This window comes from Type-C symbiont of Plautia stali (genome assembly GCF_059730935.1).
This window is the reverse complement of the sequence record NZ_AP035923.1, coordinates 617,928-638,370: the sequence shown is the minus strand read 5'-3', so window position 1 is coordinate 638,370 and position 20,443 is coordinate 617,928. Positions and strand designations below refer to the sequence as shown.

The 20,443-nt window shown below is 60.2% G+C and carries 14 protein-coding genes; 9 read left to right on the top strand and 5 right to left on the bottom strand.

Annotated elements, in window-relative coordinates; all coding sequences use genetic code 11:
* Positions 1 to 37 precede the first annotated feature (37 nt).
* Positions 38 to 1,114 (bottom strand): LPS export ABC transporter permease LptG, encoded by a 1,077-nt coding sequence (lptG, locus tag AC6I7J_RS02980; RefSeq protein ID WP_021506721.1) that lies wholly within the window; start codon positions 1,112 to 1,114, stop codon positions 38 to 40.
* Positions 1,114 to 2,214, bottom strand: a complete 1,101-nt coding sequence (gene lptF, locus AC6I7J_RS02975; RefSeq protein WP_031279533.1) for an LPS export ABC transporter permease LptF — start codon at positions 2,212 to 2,214, stop codon at positions 1,114 to 1,116. The genes lptG and lptF overlap by 1 nt, the downstream gene beginning before the upstream one ends.
* Before the next feature lie 267 nt (positions 2,215 to 2,481).
* Here lptF and pepA point away from each other — a divergent pair, with 267 nt between their 5' ends.
* From pepA to AC6I7J_RS02955, 4 genes are all read left to right on the top strand, one after another.
* The gene (gene pepA / locus AC6I7J_RS02970) at positions 2,482 to 3,993 is read left to right on the top strand and encodes a leucyl aminopeptidase (RefSeq protein ID WP_021506719.1); all 1,512 of its coding nucleotides are present in this window, start codon (positions 2,482 to 2,484) and stop codon (positions 3,991 to 3,993) included.
* Positions 3,994 to 4,296: 303 nt separating this feature from the next.
* The gene (locus tag AC6I7J_RS02965; RefSeq protein ID WP_021506718.1) at positions 4,297 to 4,755 is read left to right on the top strand and encodes a DNA polymerase III subunit chi; all 459 of its coding nucleotides are present in this window, start codon (positions 4,297 to 4,299) and stop codon (positions 4,753 to 4,755) included.
* A gap of 5 nt (positions 4,756 to 4,760) precedes the next feature.
* Positions 4,761 to 7,616, top strand: a complete 2,856-nt coding sequence (locus tag AC6I7J_RS02960; RefSeq protein WP_058757216.1) for a valine--tRNA ligase — start codon at positions 4,761 to 4,763, stop codon at positions 7,614 to 7,616.
* A gap of 63 nt (positions 7,617 to 7,679) precedes the next feature.
* On the top strand, positions 7,680 to 8,186 hold the full coding sequence (locus tag AC6I7J_RS02955) for a GNAT family N-acetyltransferase (RefSeq protein WP_498006747.1): 507 nt from the start codon (positions 7,680 to 7,682) through the stop codon (positions 8,184 to 8,186).
* Positions 8,187 to 8,198: 12 nt separating this feature from the next.
* On the opposite strand, the gene AC6I7J_RS02950 is transcribed toward AC6I7J_RS02955, so the two are convergent.
* The 3 genes from AC6I7J_RS02950 to AC6I7J_RS02940 form a co-directional block, all read right to left on the bottom strand.
* The gene (locus AC6I7J_RS02950; protein ID WP_498006745.1) at positions 8,199 to 9,629 is read right to left on the bottom strand and encodes an aminotransferase-like domain-containing protein; all 1,431 of its coding nucleotides are present in this window, start codon (positions 9,627 to 9,629) and stop codon (positions 8,199 to 8,201) included.
* Positions 9,630 to 9,851: 222 nt separating this feature from the next.
* Positions 9,852 to 11,942 (bottom strand): putative bifunctional diguanylate cyclase/phosphodiesterase, encoded by a 2,091-nt coding sequence (locus tag AC6I7J_RS02945; RefSeq protein WP_498006743.1) that lies wholly within the window; start codon positions 11,940 to 11,942, stop codon positions 9,852 to 9,854.
* A gap of 162 nt (positions 11,943 to 12,104) precedes the next feature.
* Positions 12,105 to 14,204: a putative bifunctional diguanylate cyclase/phosphodiesterase gene (locus AC6I7J_RS02940; RefSeq protein ID WP_498006741.1), complete on the bottom strand. Its 2,100-nt coding sequence runs from the start codon at positions 14,202 to 14,204 to the stop codon at positions 12,105 to 12,107.
* A gap of 547 nt (positions 14,205 to 14,751) precedes the next feature.
* Between AC6I7J_RS02940 and AC6I7J_RS02935 the strand changes: the two genes are divergently transcribed.
* From AC6I7J_RS02935 to AC6I7J_RS02915, 5 genes are read left to right on the top strand one after another with little or no spacing between them, the layout of a single operon-like run.
* Entirely contained in the window at positions 14,752 to 15,321 is a 570-nt protein-coding gene (locus tag AC6I7J_RS02935; protein WP_021509578.1) for a spore coat protein U domain-containing protein, read from the top strand.
* Between the two features lie 22 nt (positions 15,322 to 15,343).
* A complete protein-coding gene (locus AC6I7J_RS02930; RefSeq protein ID WP_021509579.1) occupies positions 15,344 to 15,847 on the top strand; it encodes a Csu type fimbrial protein in 504 nt (167 codons plus the stop codon).
* Positions 15,848 to 15,870: 23 nt separating this feature from the next.
* A complete protein-coding gene (locus tag AC6I7J_RS02925; RefSeq protein ID WP_498007204.1) occupies positions 15,871 to 16,569 on the top strand; it encodes a fimbrial biogenesis chaperone in 699 nt (232 codons plus the stop codon).
* Entirely contained in the window at positions 16,569 to 19,001 is a 2,433-nt protein-coding gene (locus AC6I7J_RS02920; protein WP_498006739.1) for a fimbria/pilus outer membrane usher protein, read from the top strand. Before AC6I7J_RS02925 ends, AC6I7J_RS02920 begins: the two co-directional genes overlap by 1 nt.
* On the top strand, positions 18,998 to 19,960 hold the full coding sequence (locus AC6I7J_RS02915) for a Csu type fimbrial protein (protein WP_211725075.1): 963 nt from the start codon (positions 18,998 to 19,000) through the stop codon (positions 19,958 to 19,960). The genes AC6I7J_RS02920 and AC6I7J_RS02915 overlap by 4 nt, the downstream gene beginning before the upstream one ends.
* Positions 19,961 to 20,443 lie beyond the last annotated feature (483 nt).

The following is a 20,443-nucleotide window of genomic DNA, read 5'->3' as shown; positions in this document are numbered from 1 at the left end:
GACAGGGGCGCCCTGAATCGCGCCCCTGCAACCCTCACTACCGCCGTTTCAGCAACAGGTACAAACTGATGGCGAAGAACGCGCCGCTCGGCAGAATCGCGCCCAGCACCGGCGGTAAACCGTACACCAGACTCAGCGGCCCGAAGATCTGATCCAGCACGTAGAACAGGAAGCCAAAGCTGATGCCGGTGACCACGCGCACGCCCATCGATACGCTTCTCAGCGGACCAAAGATAAACGACAGCGCCATCAGCATCATCACCGCCACCGACAGCGGCTGGAAGATTTTGCCCCACATATTCAGCAGGTAGCGCCCGGATTCCTGGCCGCTCTGTTTGAGATATTTGCTGTAGTTATACAGACCGCTGATCGACAGTGCATCCGGGTCCAGCGCCACCACGCCCAGCTTGTCTGGCGTCAGATTGGTTTTCCATTCGCCGCTCAGGCTCTGTGAACCGGTAATCTGCTTCGGATCTTTCAGGTCCGACTCATCCACCTGCGACAGCTCCCACAGTTTGCGATCTTTATTCCAGACCGCGGTGGCGGCATAGCGCACGCTCAGCAGACGCCGCTGGTCGGTAAAGCGATAGATACTGACGCCGTCGATCTCGTTGTCGCCTTTAATGCGCTCAATGTAGATAAAGTCGTTGCCGTCTTTCGCCCACAGGCCGTTTTGCGTCGAAACCAGCGAGCCGCCGTACAGCTGCTGCGCCCGGTAGTTACGCGCCATCTGCTCGCCCTGCGGGGCGACAAATTCGCCCACTGCCATGGTCAGCAGCACCAGCGGAATCGCGGTTTTCATTACCGCCAGCGCCACCTGCAGACGGGTAAAGCCGGAGGCCTGCATCACCACCAGTTCGCTGCGCTGCGCCAGCGTGCCCAGCCCCAGCAGCGCGCCCAGCAGCGCCGCCATCGGGAAGAAGATCTCGATATCTTTCGGCACGCTGAGCAGCGTGTAGTAACCGGCATCCAGCGCGGTATACGCGCCCTGCCCGGTTTTACGCAGCTGATCGACGAACTTAATGATGCCCGACAGCGACACCAGCATGAACAGCGTCATCATGATGGTGTTGAAGATGGTTTTGCCGATATAGCGGTCAAGGACCTTAAACATCACACGGATCCTCCACGGCTAAAGCGCGCGCGGAAACGGCGCATCGGTACGGTATCCCATACGTTGAGCGCCACCGCCAGCGCCAGATACGCCAGATTGACCACCCACATCCAGATCGCCGGATCAAACCGGCCTTTCGCCGCGTTGGAGCGCAGTGAGCTCTGCAGCAGGAAGAAGATCAGGTAGAGCAGCATTGCCGGCAGCATCGACAGCACGCGGCCCTGACGCGGGTTAACCACGCTGAGCGGCACCACCATCAGCGCCATCACCAGCACAGCGAACACCAGCGTCAGACGCCAGTGCAGCTCCGCCTGGAACTGCGGCGTTTTGGTTTTTATCAGCGTGCTGATATCGGCCTGATCGGCATCGTTAGGATCGAGCACCGCCTCTTTGTATCCCACCAGCGCCTGATAATTGACGAAGTCGGTAATACGGAAGTCACGCAGCAGCGCCGTGCCTTCAAAGCGTGTGCCTTTGTCCAGCGTCACGGTCTGCGAGCCATCTTTGTGCTGCTCCATGTGGCCGCTGTCGGCCAGCACCACCGATGGCCGTGCATTGCCCTTCGGCCGCAGTTGCGCCAGGAACACGCTGCCGAATTTGTTGCCCTTCACGTCTTCGACGAACAGCACGGTATTACCGTCGCTGGAGGTCTGGAACTGCCCCGCCGCCAGCGCCGCCGCTCCCGGGTTGGCTTTGGCATTTTGTGTCACTTCATCCTGATAGCGCGAGGACCACGGGCCAAGCCAGATCACGTTGACCGCCGCCACCAGCGAGGTGAACAGCATCAGGATCATCGCCGCTTTAATCAGGACGCCTTTACCCAGCCCGCAGGCGTGCATCACCGTAATTTCACTTTCGGTGTACAGCCGCCCAAGGGTCATTAAAATCGCCAGAAACAAGCTTAGGGGCAGGATAAGTTGTGCCATTTCAGGCACGCCAAGTCCTAACAATGTCAGAACCAGATTTGTTGGGATTTCGCCATCCACCGCCGCACCCAAAATCCTGACTAACTTCTGGCAAAAGAAGATAAGTAGCAGGATGAACAGGATAGCCAGCTGGCTTTTGAGCGTTTCCCGAACCAGATATCTAATGATGATCACGCTTAGTACGCCTGTGAAAACTTGTCTTTTTGCAGGAAAATCGCTAGTTTCAACGCTTATCAGCCATTTTTCTTCATCAATGGCCGTCATGGTAGCTAAAATAGTATGACGAACGCGTTAGGGTGGTGAAAAAACAACACATTGTCACCCCACTCATTATGGCCGCCGGCGTTAAATTGTCATGGCGTCGCAACAAATTAATGGGTTACGAACGCGCTACATTCTAACGACAGCTAAGGCCGTTGTCTTTAAGATTCAGGAGAGTGCATGGAGTTCAGTGTAAAAAGCGGTAGCCCGGAAAAACAGCGCAGCGCCTGCATTGTGGTTGGCGTTTTCGAACCGCGTCGTCTGTCACCGATTGCCGAGCAGCTGGATAAGATCAGCGATGGCTACATCAGCGCGCTGCTGCGCCGCGGTGAGCTGGAGGGCAAAGTGGGCCAGACGCTGCTGCTGCACCATGTGCCAAATATCCTGTCCGAACGTATCCTGCTGATCGGCTGTGGTAAAGAGCGTGAGCTGGATGAGCGCCAGTACAAACAGGTGATTCAGAAAACCATCAATACCCTGAACGACACCGGATCGATGGAAGCGGTGTGCTTCCTGACCGAGCTGCACGTTAAAGGGCGCAATACCTACTGGAAAGTGCGCCAGGCGGTAGAAACCTCTAAAGAGGCGCTGTACAACTTCGACCAGCTGAAAAGTAACAAAGTTGAGCCGCGCCGTCCGCTGCGCAAGCTGGTGTTCAACGTGCCGACCCGCCGTGAGCTGACCAGCGGTGAGCGCGCTATTCAGCACGGTCTGGCCGTTGCCGCCGGCGTCAAAGCGGCGAAAGACCTGAGCAATATGCCGCCGAATATTTGTAACGCCGCGTATCTGGCGTCGCAGGCACGTCAGCTGGCCGATGCGTACAGCAAAAACGTTACCACCCGCGTGATTGGCGAACAGCAGATGAAAGAGCTGGGCATGAACGCCTATCTGGCGGTCGGTGCCGGTTCGCACAACGAGTCGCTGATGTCGGTGATTGAGTACAAAGGCAGCAGCGACGCCGATGCGCGCCCTATCGTGCTGGTAGGTAAAGGGCTGACCTTTGACTCCGGCGGCATCTCCATCAAGCCTGCCGAGGCGATGGATGAGATGAAATATGACATGTGCGGCGCGGCGTCGGTGTACGGCGTGATGCGCATGGTGGCGGAGCTGAATCTGCCGCTGAACGTGGTCGGCGTGCTGGTGGGCTGTGAAAACATGCCGGACGGGCGCGCGATGCGTCCGGGCGACGTGCTGACCACCATGTCCGGCCAGACGGTTGAAGTGCTGAATACCGATGCCGAGGGCCGCCTGGTGCTGTGCGATGCGCTGACCTACGTTGAGCGCTTCGATCCGGAAGTGGTGATTGACGTCGCTACCCTGACCGGCGCCTGCGTGATCGCGCTGGGCCATCACGTCAGCGGGTTGATGTCGAACCACAATCCGCTGGCGCACGAGCTGATCAGCGCGTCAGAGCAGTCGGGCGACCGCGCGTGGCGTCTGCCGATGGCCGATGAGTATCAGGAGCAGCTGGAATCTAACTTTGCCGATATGGCTAACATCGGTGGCCGTCCGGGCGGCGCAATTACTGCAGCCTGCTTCCTGGCACGCTTTGCACGCAAGTTTAACTGGGCGCACCTGGATATCGCCGGCACCGCCTGGCGCTCCGGTAAAGCCAAAGGCGCGACCGGCCGTCCGGTGCCGCTGCTGTCGCAGTTCCTGCTGAACCGCGCTGGCCTGAACGGCGACGATTAAGAGCCGGGGCGAATGTTGCAACGGTACGTATGGATGCGTTTGACGCCGTGCGGCCATTGGAACGGTGCGCATGAATGCGTTTGACGCCGTGCGGCCATTGATACGGTGCGCATGAATGCGCACCCTACGGGTGTGATGATACGTATCACTGCGCACCCTACGGGTGTAGGGTCGCCGTTCACGGCGACCTGATTATCAGCCGCACGGTTTACAGGGTCGCCATTGATGGCGACCTTATTATTGGACGCCGCAATCTTACTGTCGCACAATGCGCCCCACTGTCATTGATGGAAATAACCTGCCATGAAAAACGCCACCTTCTTCGTCATGGAGTCTGAAAGCGCCAGCGACGGCTTAAGCGCCATCGAAGCGCTGGTGTGCGATTTGGCCGCCAGCCGCTGGCGAGACGGTAAGCGCATCCTGATTGCCTGCGAAGATGAACAGCAGGCCAATCGGCTGGATGAAGCACTGTGGCAGCGTCCGGCCAACGCCTTTGTGCCGCACAACCTGGCCGGCGAAGGCCCGCGCTACGGCGCGCCGGTTGAGCTGGCCTGGCCACAGCGACGCGGCAGTGCGCCGCGCGATCTGCTGATCAGCCTGCTGCCGCAGTTTGCAGATTTTGCTACCGGTTTCCATGAAGTGATAGACTTCGTACCTTATGAAGAATCCCTGAAACAACTGGCGCGCGACCGCTATAAAGCGTATCGCAGCGTTGGTTTCCAATTGAATACGGCGACGCCACCCCCGCCGCAAACGACATAGCAGATATGGAAAAGACATATAACCCGCAAGATATCGAGCAGCCGCTCTACGAGCACTGGGAACAGCAGGGCTACTTCAAACCGAATGGCGATACCAGCCAGGAAAGCTTTTGCATCATGATCCCGCCGCCGAACGTCACCGGTAGCTTGCATATGGGTCACGCCTTCCAGCAAACCATCATGGATACCATGATCCGCTACCAGCGCATGCAGGGTAAAAACACCCTGTGGCAGGCAGGTACGGACCACGCCGGTATCGCTACGCAGATGGTGGTTGAGCGCAAGATCGCCGCTGAAGAGGGCAAAACGCGTCAGGATTACGGTCGTGACGCCTTTATCGAAAAAATCTGGCAGTGGAAGGCTGAATCCGGCGGCACCATCACCCGCCAGATGCGTCGCCTCGGCAACTCGGTTGACTGGGAGCGCGAGCGCTTCACCATGGATGAAGGCCTGTCCAACGCGGTGAAAGAAGTCTTCGTCCGTCTGTACAAAGAAAACCTGATTTACCGTGGCAAGCGCCTGGTGAACTGGGACCCAAAACTGCGCACGGCGATCTCTGACCTCGAAGTGGAAAACCGCGAGAGCAAAGGCTCAATGTGGCACATTCGCTATCCGCTGGCGGACGGCGTGAAAACTGCCGAAGGCAAAGATTACCTGGTGGTGGCCACTACCCGTCCGGAAACCCTGCTGGGCGATACCGGCGTGGCGGTCAACCCGGAAGATCCACGTTACAAAGATCTGATCGGCAAAGAGGTGATCCTGCCGCTGGTGAACCGTCGTATTCCGATCGTCGGCGACGAACACGCCGATATGGAGAAAGGCACCGGCTGCGTGAAGATCACCCCGGCGCACGACTTCAACGACTACGAAGTGGGCCGTCGTCACAAGCTGCCGATGATCAACATCCTGACCTTTGATGGCGACATCCGCGAGCGTGCGGAAGTGTTCGACACCAACGGTGAAGTCAGCGATGCCTGTTCCGATGAAATTCCGCCGCAGTTCCAGAAGATGGAGCGTTTCGCCGCGCGTAAAGCGATTGTCGCCGCCGTTGACGAACTCGGCCTGCTCGACGAAATCAAACCACACGATCTGACGGTACCGTACGGCGACCGCGGCGGCGTGGTGATCGAGCCGATGCTAACCGATCAGTGGTACGTGCGCACGGCCCCGCTGGCGAAAGTCGCGGTGGAAGCGGTAGAAAACGGCGACATTCAGTTTGTGCCGAAGCAGTATGAAAACATGTACTTCTCATGGATGCGCGACATCCAGGACTGGTGCATTTCACGTCAGCTGTGGTGGGGCCACCGCATTCCGGCCTGGTACGACAACAACGGTAACGTCTATGTTGGCCGCAGCGAAGAAGAAGTGCGCCAGGAAAACAATCTGGCCGCCGACGTGACGCTGCGCCAGGATGACGACGTGCTTGATACCTGGTTCTCTTCCGGCCTGTGGACATTCTCTACGCTGGGCTGGCCGGAGAACACCGAAGCGCTGCGCACCTTCCATCCTACCAGCGTGCTGGTGAGCGGCTTCGACATCATCTTCTTCTGGATTGCGCGCATGATCATGCTGACCATGCACTTCATCAAAGATGAGAACGGCAAGCCGCAGGTTCCGTTTAAAACCGTCTACATGACTGGTTTGATCCGCGATGAAGAAGGCCAGAAGATGTCTAAGTCGAAAGGCAACGTCATCGATCCGCTGGATATGGTGGACGGCATTTCGCTGGAAGATCTGCTGGAGAAACGCACCGGCAACATGATGCAGCCGCAGCTGGCCGAGAAGATTCGCAAACGCACCGAGAAGCAGTTCCCGGACGGTATCGTGCCTTCCGGCACCGATGCGCTGCGCTTCACCCTCGCCGCGCTGGCGTCCACCGGTCGTGACATCAACTGGGATATGAAGCGACTGGAAGGCTACCGCAACTTCTGTAACAAGCTGTGGAACGCCAGCCGCTTCGTGCTGATGAACACCGAAGATCAGGATTGCGGCCAGAACGGCGGCGAGCTGAAGCTGTCGCTGGCGGATCGCTGGATCCTGACGGAATTCAACAGCACCGTGAAAGCGTACCGTGAAGCGCTGGATAGCTATCGCTTTGATATCGCTGCCAACATTCTGTACGACTTCACCTGGAACCAGTTCTGTGACTGGTACCTGGAGCTGACCAAGCCGGTGATGAACAGCGGCAGCGAAGCGGAGCTGCGCGGCACGCGCAACACGCTGGTGACGGTGCTGGAAGCGTTGCTGCGCCTGGCACATCCGATCATCCCGTTCATTACCGAGACCATCTGGCAGCGCGTGAAAGTGCTGAAGAACATCGACCACGATACCATCATGCTGCAGCCGTTCCCGCAGTATGACGCGGCGAAGGAAGACGCGGAAGCGAAGGCCGATATCGAGTGGATGAAGCAGGCGATTGTGGCGGTGCGTAATATCCGTGCCGAAATGAACATCGCGCCGAGCAAGCCGCTCGACGTGCTGCTGCGCGACTGCTCGCCGGCGGCGCAGCGTCGTGTTGAAGAGAACCGCAACTTCCTGTCGCGCCTGGCGCGTCTGGAGAGCCTGACCATTCTGCCAGCCGGCGAGAAAGGTCCGGTCTCGGTGACCAAGATTGTTGATGGCGCAGAGCTGCTGATCCCGATGGCAGACCTGGTCAACAAGGAAGCCGAGCTGGAGCGTCTGGCGAAAGAGCTGGTGAAGCTGGATGTCGAGATCGAGAAGATTCAGACCAAACTGGCTAACGAAGGCTTTGTATCGCGCGCACCGGAAGCGGTGGTGGCGAAAGAGCGCGAGCGCGTAGCCGAGCTGGAGCAATCAAAAGCAAAACTGATTGAACAGCAGGGCGTGATTGCGGCATTGTAAGCGCTTCAGTCCTGACGCTTAATCGAAGCCGGGCACTGCCCGGCTTTTTTCTATCGGAAGATTATGATGACCACCGCCACGCCACTTAACCTGCAGGTGCGCCCGATTGTCGCCGCCGATAATCCGCGGATTGCCCAGGTGATCCGCGATGTCTCCGCCGAGTTCGGCCTGACGGCGGATAAAGGTTATACCGTGTCCGACCCGCAGCTCGATCGGTTGTTTGAGCTGTACAGTGCGGCGGACAGCGCCTATTGGATTGTGGAGCATGAAGGTCAGGTGGTCGGCGGCGGCGGCGTGGCACCGCTCGCCTGCAGCGCACCGGATATCTGTGAGTTGCAGAAGATGTATTTCCTGCCGTCGGTGCGCGGGCTGGGTTTAGCGCGCGAACTGGCGCTGCGCGCAATGGATTTTGCCCGCCAGCGCGGGTTCCGGCGCTGCTACCTGGAGACCACCGGCAGCCTGACACGCGCCATTAAGCTCTATCAGTCGCTGGGCTTTGAACAGATTGAGGACGCGATGGGCTGTACCGGCCACGTGGATTGCGAAGTGAGAATGCTGCGGGTGTTGTGAGGGAAAAACCGCTCACTTCTCTACCGCAACGCCCTGTGCCAGCTGACCAATCAACGCCCCCAGCGTCTCTACCGCCGCCTCGGCGCGTGCATCCCATGGCCAGGCGGTGTTGAAACGGAAGCAGTGGCTGAAACTCTCGCTGCTGGAAAACAGCTGGCCCGGCGCAATACTGATGCCCTGCTGCAGCGCCAGATGATACAGCTGCGTAGCGTTGATCTGCTCCGGCAAGGTAATCCACAAAAAGTAGCCACCGGGCGTATCGCTGATGTGCGCCTCGGCGGGCAGCACGCGGCGCAGCGCCTGCTGTGCCAGCTGTTTGCGCTTCGCCAGCATCTGACGTAGCTTTTTCAGATGCGTATCGTAGCTGCGGGTGCTAAGAAAATCCGCCAGCGCCAGCTGCATCGGCGCGCTGGTCGAGAGCGTACTCATCATCTGAATACGCTGCACGCGCTGCGCATAGCGCCCCGCCGCGACCCAGCCCACGCGAAATCCCGCCACCAGATTTTTCGAAAAGCTGCCGCAGTGCAGCACGTAACCCTCGCGGTCGAACGCTCTGGCCGGCAACGGCTTATCGTGGCCGTGATACAGGTCGCTGTAGACGTCGTCCTCTATCATCGCCACCTGATAACGCGTCAGCAGTGCCACCAGCTGCTGTTTGCGCCCGGCGCTAAGCGTGAAGCCGAGCGGATTCTGCCGGTTGGTCATCAGCCAGCAGGCTTTCACCGGCCAGCGCTGCAGCGCCTGCTCCAGCTCATCCAGATCGATGCCCTGCTCCACATCGCTGGCGATAGCAATCGCGTTCAGCTTGAGCCGTTCAATCGCCTGCAACGCGCCATAGAAGGAAGGGTTCTCGATCACCACCCAGTCGCCTGGTTCGGTCACCGCCTGCAGGCTGAGGTTCAGCGCTTCCATCGCACCGTTGGTAATGACGATGTCATCCGGCGACAGCGTAATGCCCTGCTGCGCATATCGCTGGGCGAGGATTTTTCGCAGCGCTTCATTACCGGGCGGCAGATTATTCAGGGCATCGGTGGGTTTAAGATTGTGCGAGACCTTCACCAGCGAGCGCATCAGCTGGCGCTGGGGAAACAGTTCCGGATCGGGGAAAGCAGAACCAAACGGCATGATGGCCGGATCGCGCGTCGCCTGCAGCACATCAAACACGAAGCTGTTGGTATCGGCCTGGTCGGTTTTAGCGATTGCCTGGGTTGGCAAACGCGGACGGCTCTCCGCCGCGCGCGGTGCCACGTAGTAGCCCGACTGCGGCTTCGACACAATCCAGCCCTGGCTCTCCAGCACTTCGTAAGCGTGCATCACCGTCATCAGGCTCAACCCGCTCTGCTCCGCCTGCTGGCGCAGCGACGGCAGCTTTTCACCCGGCGGCCAGATGCGTGCTTCGATTTGCGTACGTAGCTGATCTACCAGCTGCTGGTATTTGGCCATGGCGCCTCCGCTGCGGAAATGTCGCGCGCCAGTTTACATGGATTGGTTCGGAGAGGATATCGCATCCTCAGAGACATTCAGAACTGATGTTGCACCGTACGACTGGAAGCTGAGCGAAGGTGTCGTGGATACTGCGGTTTTTTGTTGGGTTGGGTGCGGTCTGGCCCTCACCCCGGCCCTCTCCCGCATGCGGGAGAGGGGGAATGATCTGCCACTATGCCCCTACTCCGCCGTCAGCGCCGCGGGTTTGTCCTTCACAAAGTCCGGCAGCTCGCTGATGCGCTCTGGCGGCAGCGGTTTGCCCAGCAGGAAACCCTGCAGGGTGTTGCAGCCGAGCCCGGTGAGGAACGCCTGCTGATCCTGGGTTTCCACGCCTTCGGCCACCACTTTGAGATCCAGCGACTGCGCCAGCGCGACGATGGCGGAGACGATGGTGGCGTCTTCCGATTTCGCCTGTAGCTCGTTAACAAAGGCACGGTCGATTTTCAGCTCGCTGGCCGGTAAGCGTTTGAGATACAGCAGGCTGGAGTAGCCGGTGCCGAAGTCATCAATCGAGGCTTTGACCCCCATGCTGGTCAGCTCGGTGAGAATGCGCACGCTCTCTTCCGGATCGCGCATCGCCGTGGTTTCGGTGACTTCCAGCGTCAGCAGCTCCGCCGGGATCTGGTGCTGTTCCAGCGCCTGCGTCACGGTGTCGACCAGGTTGCACTGCTCAAACTGCAAGGCTGAGAGGTTCACCGCCACCGACCAGTGCGGATGGCCCTGCTGGTGCCAGATGTGCAGCTGGCGGCAGGCCTCGTTGATCACCCAGTTGCCGATATTAATGATCATGCCGGTCTTCTCGGCGATCGGCAAAAACTTGTCCGGCGTCAGCAGGCCGCGCGTCGGGTGCTGCCAGCGCAGCAGCGCTTCGAAGCCAATGATCGGCCCGCTCGGCGCGCAGTACTTAGGCTGATAGAACAGACGCAGCTCGTTGCTATCCAGCGCCTGCCACAGATCGTTATTAAGCTGCAGCTGCGACTGCGCCAGCGTGTTCATGGACGGCTGGAAGAAGTTGTAGCCGTTGCGGCCGTTGTTCTTGGTGTGATACATCGCGGCGTCGGCGTTAAACATCAGCTCGCGCTCGTCCTTGCCGTCACCGGGATAAACGGCGATGCCGATACTCAGCGACACCATCAGCTCGTAGCGTGACACGCTAAACGGGCGATCCACGGCTTTTACCAGCGCATCCGCCACCGCCGCCGCATCGTTGGGATCGCCGATCTCAATCAGCAGCACGAACTCATCACCGCCCAGTCGCGCCAGCGTGTAATGCCCTTTCATCTGGTCGGTCATGCGTTCGGTTACTGCAATCAGCAGGTTATCGCCGACGTGGTGACCAAAAGCATCGTTGACCGCTTTGAAACCGTCGAGATCCATAAACATCAGCGCAAACTGCGAGCGCTCGCGGTTGGCCTTGTTGATCGCCTGCTCGAGGCGATCCTCCAGCAGGATGCGGTTCGGCAGTCGCGTCAGGTTATCGTGCAGCGCCAGTTGTGCCAGCTCACGGTTGGCCTCTGCCAGCGAGCGCGCGAGGATTGAGGTGCGTGCCTGCATACGTGCGTCGAGCATCGAAACCAGCAGCGTAATGCCGAGGATCGCCAGCGTCACCACCGTGACCAGCATCGCCAGCCAGTCGCTGTTCACGCCGTGATGCGTGGCGTGACTGTGCATCGGAAAGTTCGCCGCCGCCATGCCGGTATAGTGCATACCGGCAATGGCGCAGCCCATCACCACGGCCGCCCCGACGCGCAGTAGCGTGACGCGGCCATGCCCTTCGCGCAGGTTGAACGCCAGCCACAGCGCGGCACCGGAAGCCACCAGCGCAATCAGCACCGAAACCGCAATCCAGCCCCAGTTCCAGCTGATGCCCGGCTCAAACATCAGCGCCGCCATGCCGGTGTAGTGCATCGCCACCACGCCGGAACCCAGCACCAGCGCGCCGCCCAGCAGCCGTCGCCACGGCAAGTCGCCGGACGAGCACACCAGCCACAGGGCAAAGATGGAGGCGAGAACCGCCACCACCATTGAGGCGGCGGTAAGCAGCGGATCGTAGCTCATCACCATATCCAGGCTCATCGACAGCATGCCGATAAAGTGCATGGCCCAGATGCCCACGCCCATGGCGAAACCGCCGCCCAGCAGCCAGACCAGCGCCACCCGGCCGGTGGAGGAAGCGACGCGCCCCGCCATATCCAGCGCGGTAAACGAGGCCAGCATCGCTACCAGTATCGAAACGATAACGGTAAACGCATCGTACGAAGTCACTAACATAGTGATTTCCTATATAAAAAAGCTGTGTTAAGTCAGCTGTGGTGTTGTTGAAATGAAAAAGAAAATGTTGGTTTTATAATTGAAATTATCGGCAGACCGGCTGCCGATATGAGTCACTGAACGATGAAAGCTTCCGATGTGAAGGAGAACAAAAATTGCTGGTCAGGCGCCGGTGAGCGGCAGCACGTTATCAGGAAAGTGCGGTGCAATCGGCGTTGACGCGGTGAATTCGCCGATGCGCTCCGCCGGCGTCGGTTTGCCCAGCAGATACCCCTGCAGCGTATCAAAGCCGAGACCGGTCAGCAGGCGCTGCTGCTCTTCGGTCTCCACGCCCTCCGCCACCATGCGCAGGTTAAGGCTTTGCGCCAGCGTCAGCATGGCGGTCACCACGGTTGCATCCTCACTGTCGGCACGCAGGCTGTTAATGAAGGCGCGATCAATTTTCAGTTCGCTGGCCTCAAGATGCTTGAGGTGCAGCAGATTGGCGTAGCCAATGCCGAAGTTGTCGATGGCCACTTTGACGCCAAGCCGCTGCAGTTCGGCGATGCGCTGCTGGCTGAACTGCGGATCGCGCATGGCGATGTTTTCCGTGATTTCCAGCATCAGCGCGCCTTCCGGCAGCTGATAGCGCTGCAGCGTCTGGCGCAGCGTGTCGATCAGATCGCGCTGATGAAACTGCAGTGCAGACAGGTTAACCGAGACGCTCCAGTCGCGGTTGCCCTCGTCCTGCCACTGTCGCAGCTGACGGCAGGCTTCGTTGATCACCCAGTTGCCGAGCGCCACGATCTGGCCGGTTTTCTCGGCGCGCGCCAGAAACATATCCGGCATCAGCAAGCCGCGGCGCGGATGCTGCCAGCGCAGTAACGCCTCAAAACCCATCAGAATGGTCCCACCCGCGCGAAACTTCGGCTGGTAGAACAGGCGCATCTCCTGGCACTCCAGCGCGTTCCATAAATCGTTGGCCAGCGCCAGCTGATGCTGCGCCACCGCGCTCATCACCGGTTCAAACAGGCTCCAGCCGTTACGCCCGCTGTGCTTGGTGTGGTACATGGCCGAGTCAGCGTTAAACATCATCTCCTGCGGGCTGCGGCCATGCTGCGGGAAGATCACGATGCCGATGCTGAGCGAGACGCGCAGCGAGTAACGATCCAGCTCAAACGGTGCATCAATGCTGTGCACCAGCCGCTGCGCCAGCGCTTCAGCCTGGGTTGCCGCGTACTGCGGACACAGCATGACAAACTCATCGCCGCCAAGGCGCGCCAGCAAAATGTCCGCTTCCAGCTGGGTGCGCAGCCGTTCCGCCACGGCAACCAGCAAACGATCGCCGACGTGATGCCCCCAGGTATCGTTCACCGCTTTGAAGCCGTCGAGATCCATAAACATCAGGGCAAAGGGCTGGTCATACAGCGTCGCCTGTTTGATTTGCATGCTGAGCTGCTGGTCGAGCATGACGCGATTGGGCAGTGCGGTGAGATTATCGTGCAGCGCCAGCTGGCGCAGCTCGCTGTTGGCGCGCCGCAGCCGGGCGGCAAGACGCGCCGCGCGCAGCTGGGCGTCCAGCATTGAGATCAGCAGTGTCAGACCGAGAATGGTGAGCGTGATGATGGTTACCCACACCGCCAGCCCCTCCTGCCCCATGCCGTGGTGCTGCATGCTGCCGGGCGCGCTGAACTGCGCGGCCGCCATGCCGGTGTAGTGCATGCCGGCAATCGCCACCCCCATCGCCAGCGCCGCGCAGGCGCGCATCAGCAGCAGGCTCTCGCCATGGCGCAGATGGAATGCCAGCCACAGCGCGGCACCGGATGCGCCGTAGGCAATCAGTACCGACAACGCCACCAGGCGCAAATCCCAGTGAATGGCGGGTTCGATCAGCAGCGCCAGCATGCCGAGATAGTGCATGGCAACCACGCCGCTGCCGAGGATCACCGTGCCGCGCAACAGCCGGCGGCGCGTCAGATGGCTGCCCTGCAGGCCCTGCGCAAAGGCAAAGATGCTGGTGAGAATTGCCAGCAGCAGCGAGAAGGCGGTGAGCGGAATGTCATAGCGCATGGTCATCGGCATCATCATCGCCAGCATGCCAATGAAGTGCATCGCCCAGATGCCAATGCCCATCGCCGTACCGCCGGCCACCAGCCACAGTTTCGCCAGCAGGCCGCGCGACACGGCGACGCGCCCGGCGGTATCCAGCGCCGTAAACGCCGCGATAAACGCCACAATCAGCGAAACGGCAACCAGAACGCTATCCCAGGTAACCAGCAACATGTGCGCTCCTCAACTCAACCCGCGGCGGCGCAGGTGCGGTATCGTCAATTAACAATAGAAAAAGTGAAAACATCAATGAGAAGCAGCTAATGACCACCCGCGCTGTGGCGACACAAAAACAGATCCATAAATAACTGGAGGTATTGCACGGCTATTTTTTATTCTCATCGTCTGTCGCGGCCGGGAAAAGTAATGATATCTGATTAATGCATGAACATAGCATTGAACCTGAAGTCGCGGTAGAGGGGGAAAACACTTGCCGTTTGGTTTTTTTAATGGGCCGCCAGCCCTTGTTATGACTGCGTTATCGGGGAAAAGGAGAAATTGATTAGCGAAAATTCTCCGGGGCGTTGTACAAGCGGCAAAAGGGTGTTCTATAGTAAATAAAACTGATATAAATCACTAACTCAGCCTTTAAGAATTTTCTTAGGTGGCAGGGCATTAAGTTCGTTTGCCGATCGCGGCGTCTTGTTATTTACGGGTTCGTTTCATTAATAAATCACCAGGCGAAAAAGCACTGACCTTGGATAATCAGTAAGGATTGATTATGAAACTCAAGCTTTTTCTTTTGGCTACCAGCCTGAGCGCCGCGCTCGCCCCTGCAACGGTTTTTGCTGCCACCACAACGGGAACCATCAATGCCACATTGACGCTCACCACCGGCTGTCTGGTGAACGGTCAGTCCGCCACCAGCGGGGTTAACTTCGGTACCCTGAACTTTGGTAGCAGCGCTGCAACCTTTGATACCTTAAACGCCACCCTGGTAGGCGCATCCGGGAACGGCATTTTTGTCCGCTGCACCACAGGCCAAACCTTTAATGTGCAGGTCACCAGCAGTAATCCGGCACCGGCCACCATTTACGGTACGGTGAGCGGCCAGCCGCGTTACCTGATCCTCGGCTCCAACAATACGCAGGGCATTGCTTACACGCTGTACAGCGACGCCGCGTTTACCACCGCCATCGCCAACAACACCAATATTGCCGCCAGCGGCACCACCGATCCGACGCTCGGCACCAACTATGCCATTTATGGTCGGGTGGTCGGCGGCGGCTTTAACCCACTGATTCCGGCCGGTACCTACACCGATACTATTAACGTGGCGGTGAACTACTGACGCCAGCGGTGGGGTAAGAAGGATGGTCTGGCTGCTGCGTGCTGGCAGCCTGGCCCTGCTGATAGGGAGCGTCCCGGCCTGGAGTTTGCCGACGGCCACCTTCCAGGTCTCTGCGTCAGTGGTGGCAGGCTGCGTGATCTCCGGTACCAATACCGGCGTGTTTGGCACGCTGAATTTTGGCACCCAGTCGGGCGTGGCGAGCAGCAGCGTCAGTGCCAGCTACGTGCAAAGCACCACCCTCACCCTCGCCTGCACGCCGGGTACCGCCCTCAGCATGAGTATCAATGGCGGCAGCAATTACACCAGCAGCCGCAATCTCAAACACACCAGTAACACCGATACCGTGGCGTACAGCCTGTATACCAACGCAGCGCACACCACGGCGATTCCGGTTAACTCGCCGGTGGCGCTGAGTTACAGCAACGCCAATAACATCGTGCTGCCGATTTATGGCCTGTTAACCCTGCCCGGCCCGACGCGCGCCGGGACCTATACCGATACGTTAACCGTCACCCTGAGCTGGTGACGGCAGCATAAAAAGGATGAATGATGATGAGCCTGCGCGCCCTGCTTCTATGGTTTCTTCTGGCCCTGTCGCCCGCCAGCTTCGCCGCCAACTCGCTGATGATCTGGCCGATCGATCCCGCCATCAACCCACAGGAAAAAGCCAGCGAACTGTGGCTGGAGAATCGCGGTAACGCCACCACCATCATGCAGGTGCGCATCTTCAACTGGCAGCAGATTGACGGCCAGGAGCAGTATCAAACGCAGCAGCAGGTGGTCGCCAGCCCGCCGATGGTGCGGCTGGAACCGGGGCAGAAACAACTGGTGCGCCTGATTCGCCAGAGCGCGCCGCCCGCGGGCGTGGAGCAAGCCTATCGCGTGGTGCTGGATGAGATCCCGACGCCGCGCTCGCCGGGCGAGAATCAGGCCGGGCTGACGTTTCAGATGCGCTACTCGGTGCCGCTGTTTGTCTATGGCGATGGCCTGACGCGCGACAGCGCCAAAGCCGATCTTAGCTGGCGTCAGGTCAGCCGCGACGGCAAACGCTGGCTGGAGCTAACCAATCGCGGCAACGGCCACGCGCGCCTGAGCAACGTCACCGTCGGCGGTCGCGCGCTCGGCAACGGCCTGTTTGGCTATGTGCTGGCTAACAGCAGCCACCGCTGGCCGCTGAACAGCCCGGTGAGCGGTGAACTCGCGGCCGAGGTGAATAAAACTCACTGGCGCAGCGCTACCGCGCGCTGATGAAGCTGACGCCGCCTCCCTGCGCGCTGGCGGTGACCAGCGTGCTGTGTTTTTCCCCGCTGAGCAGCGCAGAGACTTTCTCTGAGCTGCCACCGCCGCCTGCCGTCAGCCACAGCGCCAGCGGCCAGCAATACATGCTGGAACTGGTGGTGAACCAGCGCGAACGGGGCGAGATTGTGCCGGTCGAGCGGCGCGACGGTGAGTTCTGGCTGCGCAGCGGCGATCTGCAGCGCGCCGGCATTCCGGCGGCGAAGCTGGCTGGCGAACAGGTCGCTCCCGGTCAGTTGGGTGAGGTTAAAGTGGAATACGATGAACGCCGTCAGCGCCTGCTGCTGACGGTACCGCCCGCCTGGCTGCCGGAGCAGACGCTTGGTCAGCCGCAAAACGGCCCGCGCTACCCCGGCCAGGCCAGCAACGGCGCGCTGCTCAACTACGACCTCTACGCCACGCGCACCGACAACGCCGGTTCGCGTCTCTCCAGCTGGAACGAGCTGCGCCTGTTCGGCCCGGCCGGCCAGTTCTCCAGCAACGGTGTCTATATCCAGCAACTTGCGGGCGACACCAGCGGCCAGCAGCAGGGTTACATTCGCTACGACACCTGGTACAGCAACGAGAACGAGAGCGCCGCGCTGAGCTGGCGCGCCGGCGATCTGATTACGGATGCGCTGGGCTGGAGCAACAGCGTGCGCCTTGGCGGCGTGCAGATCGCGCGTGACTTCAGCGTGCGACCGGATCTGGTCACCTACCCGCTGCCGGCCTTTAGCGGCCAGGCGGCGGTGCCGTCGTCAGTCGATCTGTTTATCAATGGCTATCGCAGCGCGCAGGCCAACGTTCAGCCGGGGCCGTGGTCGCTGACCAATGTGCCGTTCGTTAACGGGGCGGGCGATGCGGTGATCACCACCACCGACGCGGTCGGTCGTCAGGTGACGACAACGCTGCCGTTCTACGTCTCCAGCAGCCTGTTGAAAACCGGCCTGTCCGATTACGCCTTCTCCGCCGGGGCGATTCGCGAGAACTACGGCATCAAAAACTTTGATTACGGCGCAGCGGCGGCCAGCGGATCCTATCGTTACGGCCTGCGCGACTGGCTGACGCTGGAATCGCATGCCGAAGGCAGCAGCGACGTGGCGATGGGCGGTGCCGGCGCGCTGGTGAAGCTGGGCAGCCTGGGCGTCATCAACGCCGCGCTGGCGCAGAGCCAGCTGGACGGCAGGCCCGGCACCCAGTACAGCTGGGGTTACCAGTACAACAACAGCTGGTTCAGCCTCGGCACCCAGCACACGCTGCGCAGCGCGGATTTCGGCAACCTGGCGCTGGTCGGCAGCCGCGGCGACAGCGCCAATACCAGCTATTCGCTCGCCAGACGCAGCGCGCAGTACACCGCCAGCCTGTCGCTCAGCCAGTACGGCAGCCTCGGTCTGGCGTATCTGGACATCGCCGGCGGCAGCGGCGATCGCACCCGCCTGTGGAATTTATCGTGGAGTAAAAACCTGTGGGGCAACAGCAGTCTGTACATCTCCGCCAGCCGCGACCAGCAACAGGGCGACTGGAGCGGCGCGATTTCGCTGGTGATTCCGTTTGGCGAACAGAGCAGCGCATCGATCAGCGTCGAGCGCGATCAGCAGGGACAAAGCAATCAGCGCCTGTACGTGTCGCGCGCCATGCCGAGCGACGGCGGTTTTGCTTACGATGCGTCATGGGCGCATCAGGGCGGCGACAGCGGCGATTATCGTCAGGGCAGCCTGCGCTATCGCAACAACAAGATCGATACTTCCGCTGGCTTTTACGGCGACGATGACAACACCACGCAGTGGGCTGATTTCACCGGCTCGCTGGTGCTGATGGACAACCATGTGTTCGCCGCCAACAACATCAACGATGCCTTTGTGGTAGTGAAAACCCGCTATCCGGACGTGACGGTGCGCTACGAAAACCAGACGATGGGCCGCACCGATGACGCTGGCTATTTGCTAGTGCCGTCCATCAGCAGCTATTACGGCGCGAAGTACGATATCGATACCCTCGATCTGCCGGCTGACATGACCGCGCCGAGAGTGGAGCAGCGCTTCGCGGTGAAGCGCAAAAGTGGCTATCTGCTGAATTTCCCGGTGGAGCGCCTGCGCGCCGCCAGCGTGATCCTGCACGACAGCAACGGCCAGCCGCTGCCGGTCTCCAGCCAGGTGTTGCGCCGCGATCGCGCCACCGAATATGTCGGCTGGGACGGCCTCGTGTGGATGGAAGATCTCAGCGCCAGCAACCCGATGCGCGTGGTGACGCCGGACGGCCGCCAGTGCGAGACCACGCTGGCTATTGCTGAGGGGCAGCCTAAAGCGCTGCAGACTTACGGTCCACTCACCTGCCCGCTGCCACCTGCCGCGCCCGGTATGGCAGTGAATGCCGCCAACAACTCACAGTCAGGGATCTCGCCATGAGGAAATTTCTGTTCTTGCTGCTGTGGCTGCTGCCGGCCAGCAGCTACGCGCTCTGTTCGCTTTCGGCCCCCAGCGCCAGCTTTGGCACGCAAACCACGTTTTACGTGCAGTCGACGGCGGTCAATACTTCCAGTAACACCAACGTTAACTGCGGCACCGGCACGCTCAACCTGCTGGGCAGCGATTACGTCGCCTATGCGTTTACCACCGCCAACTACCTGAGCGGCACGCGCGCCACCATGAAGGCATCGGCCAGCGGCACCGATAACGTGCCGATTCAGCTGTGCATCGACAGCGCTTGTGCCACCGAACTGCGCCAGGGCGGCAGCTATCGCTGGAACTCTTCCGCGCTGCTGGCGCTCGGCAACAGCCTCAATTTTGTCATTCCACTCTATTTCCGCACCGTGCCTGGCCAGGTGATTGCCGCCGGCAGTTACACCACCACCATCACGCTGACGGTGAGTTATAACGTGTGCGCCGGGTTGAACGTGGCCGGCGTGTGCGTTGGTACGGTGCAGAGCAGCAGCGGGACGGCGATGCCGATCACCGTGAATATGGTGATCACTAACGACTGCACCACGATTACGGCGCCGAACGTCAGCTTCGGCAGTGCGCCGCTGGTCGGCAGTTTTTCTACTGTGCAGCAGACGATTAACGTGGTGTGTTCAAAGGGCAGCACGTATACGGTAGGACTGAGTAATGGCAGCTATTTCAGCGGCACCACGCGCCAGATGGCGAGCGGCACCAACCGGCTGGCGTACGATATTTATAAAGGTACTACCACCACTAATCGCTGGGGCCCGAGCGGCAGCGACCGCTGGAGCAGCGCGAGCTCGACATCGCTCAACGCGGATACCGTGACGCGCAATTTTACCTATACGGCGCAGATTCTGACTACGCAGAATACGCCCGCAGCGGGGAATTACAGCGATAGCGTGGTGGTGGATGTGGCGTTTTAGCGGGGTGGGACGGGAGCTGGCTGGCACCCTCATCCCCCGCCTTCTCCCGCCAGCGGGAGAAGGGGCCGATCGCGCGGATGTTGAGGTGAAGCGCAGGTCTGTGAAACCGCACCGAACGGTTCCCTCTCCCGCCATCGGGAGAAGGGGCCGATCGCTCGGTTGTTGAGGTGAAGTGCAGGTTTGCGAAACCGCACTGAGCGGTTCCCTCTCCCGCGTGCGGGAGAGGGCCAGGGTGAGGGCCAGCGCGCAGACGGGAGCTGGCTGGCACCCTCATCCCCCGCCTTCTCCCGCTGGCGGGAGAAGGAGCCGACCGGGTGGATGTTTAGGTGAAGTGCAGGTCTGCGAAACCGCACCGAGCGGTTCCCTCTCCCGCGTGCGGGAGAGGGTCAGTGTGAGGGCCAGCGCGCAGAGCAGGAGCAGGCTTGCCCCCTCATCCCCCGCCTTCTCCCGCCAGCGGGAGAAGGGGCCGATCGCGCGGATGTT

Excerpts from the sequence above, each read along its gene's own strand:
- AC6I7J_RS02940 (WP_498006741.1), bottom strand. The coding sequence starts at position 14,204 with ATGTTGCTGGTTACCTGGGATAGCGTTCTGGTTGCCGTTTCGCTGATT.
- AC6I7J_RS02930 (WP_021509579.1), top strand. The coding sequence starts at position 15,344 with ATGGTCTGGCTGCTGCGTGCTGGCAGCCTGGCCCTGCTGATAGGGAGC.
- AC6I7J_RS02955 (WP_498006747.1), top strand. The coding sequence starts at position 7,680 with ATGATGACCACCGCCACGCCACTTAACCTGCAGGTGCGCCCGATTGTC.
- lptG (WP_021506721.1), bottom strand. The coding sequence starts at position 1,114 with ATGTTTAAGGTCCTTGACCGCTATATCGGCAAAACCATCTTCAACACC.
- AC6I7J_RS02925 (WP_498007204.1), top strand. The coding sequence starts at position 15,871 with ATGATGAGCCTGCGCGCCCTGCTTCTATGGTTTCTTCTGGCCCTGTCG.
- AC6I7J_RS02945 (WP_498006743.1), bottom strand. The coding sequence starts at position 11,942 with ATGTTAGTGACTTCGTACGATGCGTTTACCGTTATCGTTTCGATACTG.
- AC6I7J_RS02950 (WP_498006745.1), bottom strand. The coding sequence starts at position 9,629 with ATGGCCAAATACCAGCAGCTGGTAGATCAGCTACGTACGCAAATCGAA.
- AC6I7J_RS02960 (WP_058757216.1), top strand. The coding sequence starts at position 4,761 with ATGGAAAAGACATATAACCCGCAAGATATCGAGCAGCCGCTCTACGAG.
- AC6I7J_RS02965 (WP_021506718.1), top strand. The coding sequence starts at position 4,297 with ATGAAAAACGCCACCTTCTTCGTCATGGAGTCTGAAAGCGCCAGCGAC.
- AC6I7J_RS02915 (WP_211725075.1), top strand. The coding sequence starts at position 18,998 with ATGAGGAAATTTCTGTTCTTGCTGCTGTGGCTGCTGCCGGCCAGCAGC.
- AC6I7J_RS02935 (WP_021509578.1), top strand. The coding sequence starts at position 14,752 with ATGAAACTCAAGCTTTTTCTTTTGGCTACCAGCCTGAGCGCCGCGCTC.
- pepA (WP_021506719.1), top strand. The coding sequence starts at position 2,482 with ATGGAGTTCAGTGTAAAAAGCGGTAGCCCGGAAAAACAGCGCAGCGCC.
- AC6I7J_RS02920 (WP_498006739.1), top strand. The coding sequence starts at position 16,569 with ATGAAGCTGACGCCGCCTCCCTGCGCGCTGGCGGTGACCAGCGTGCTG.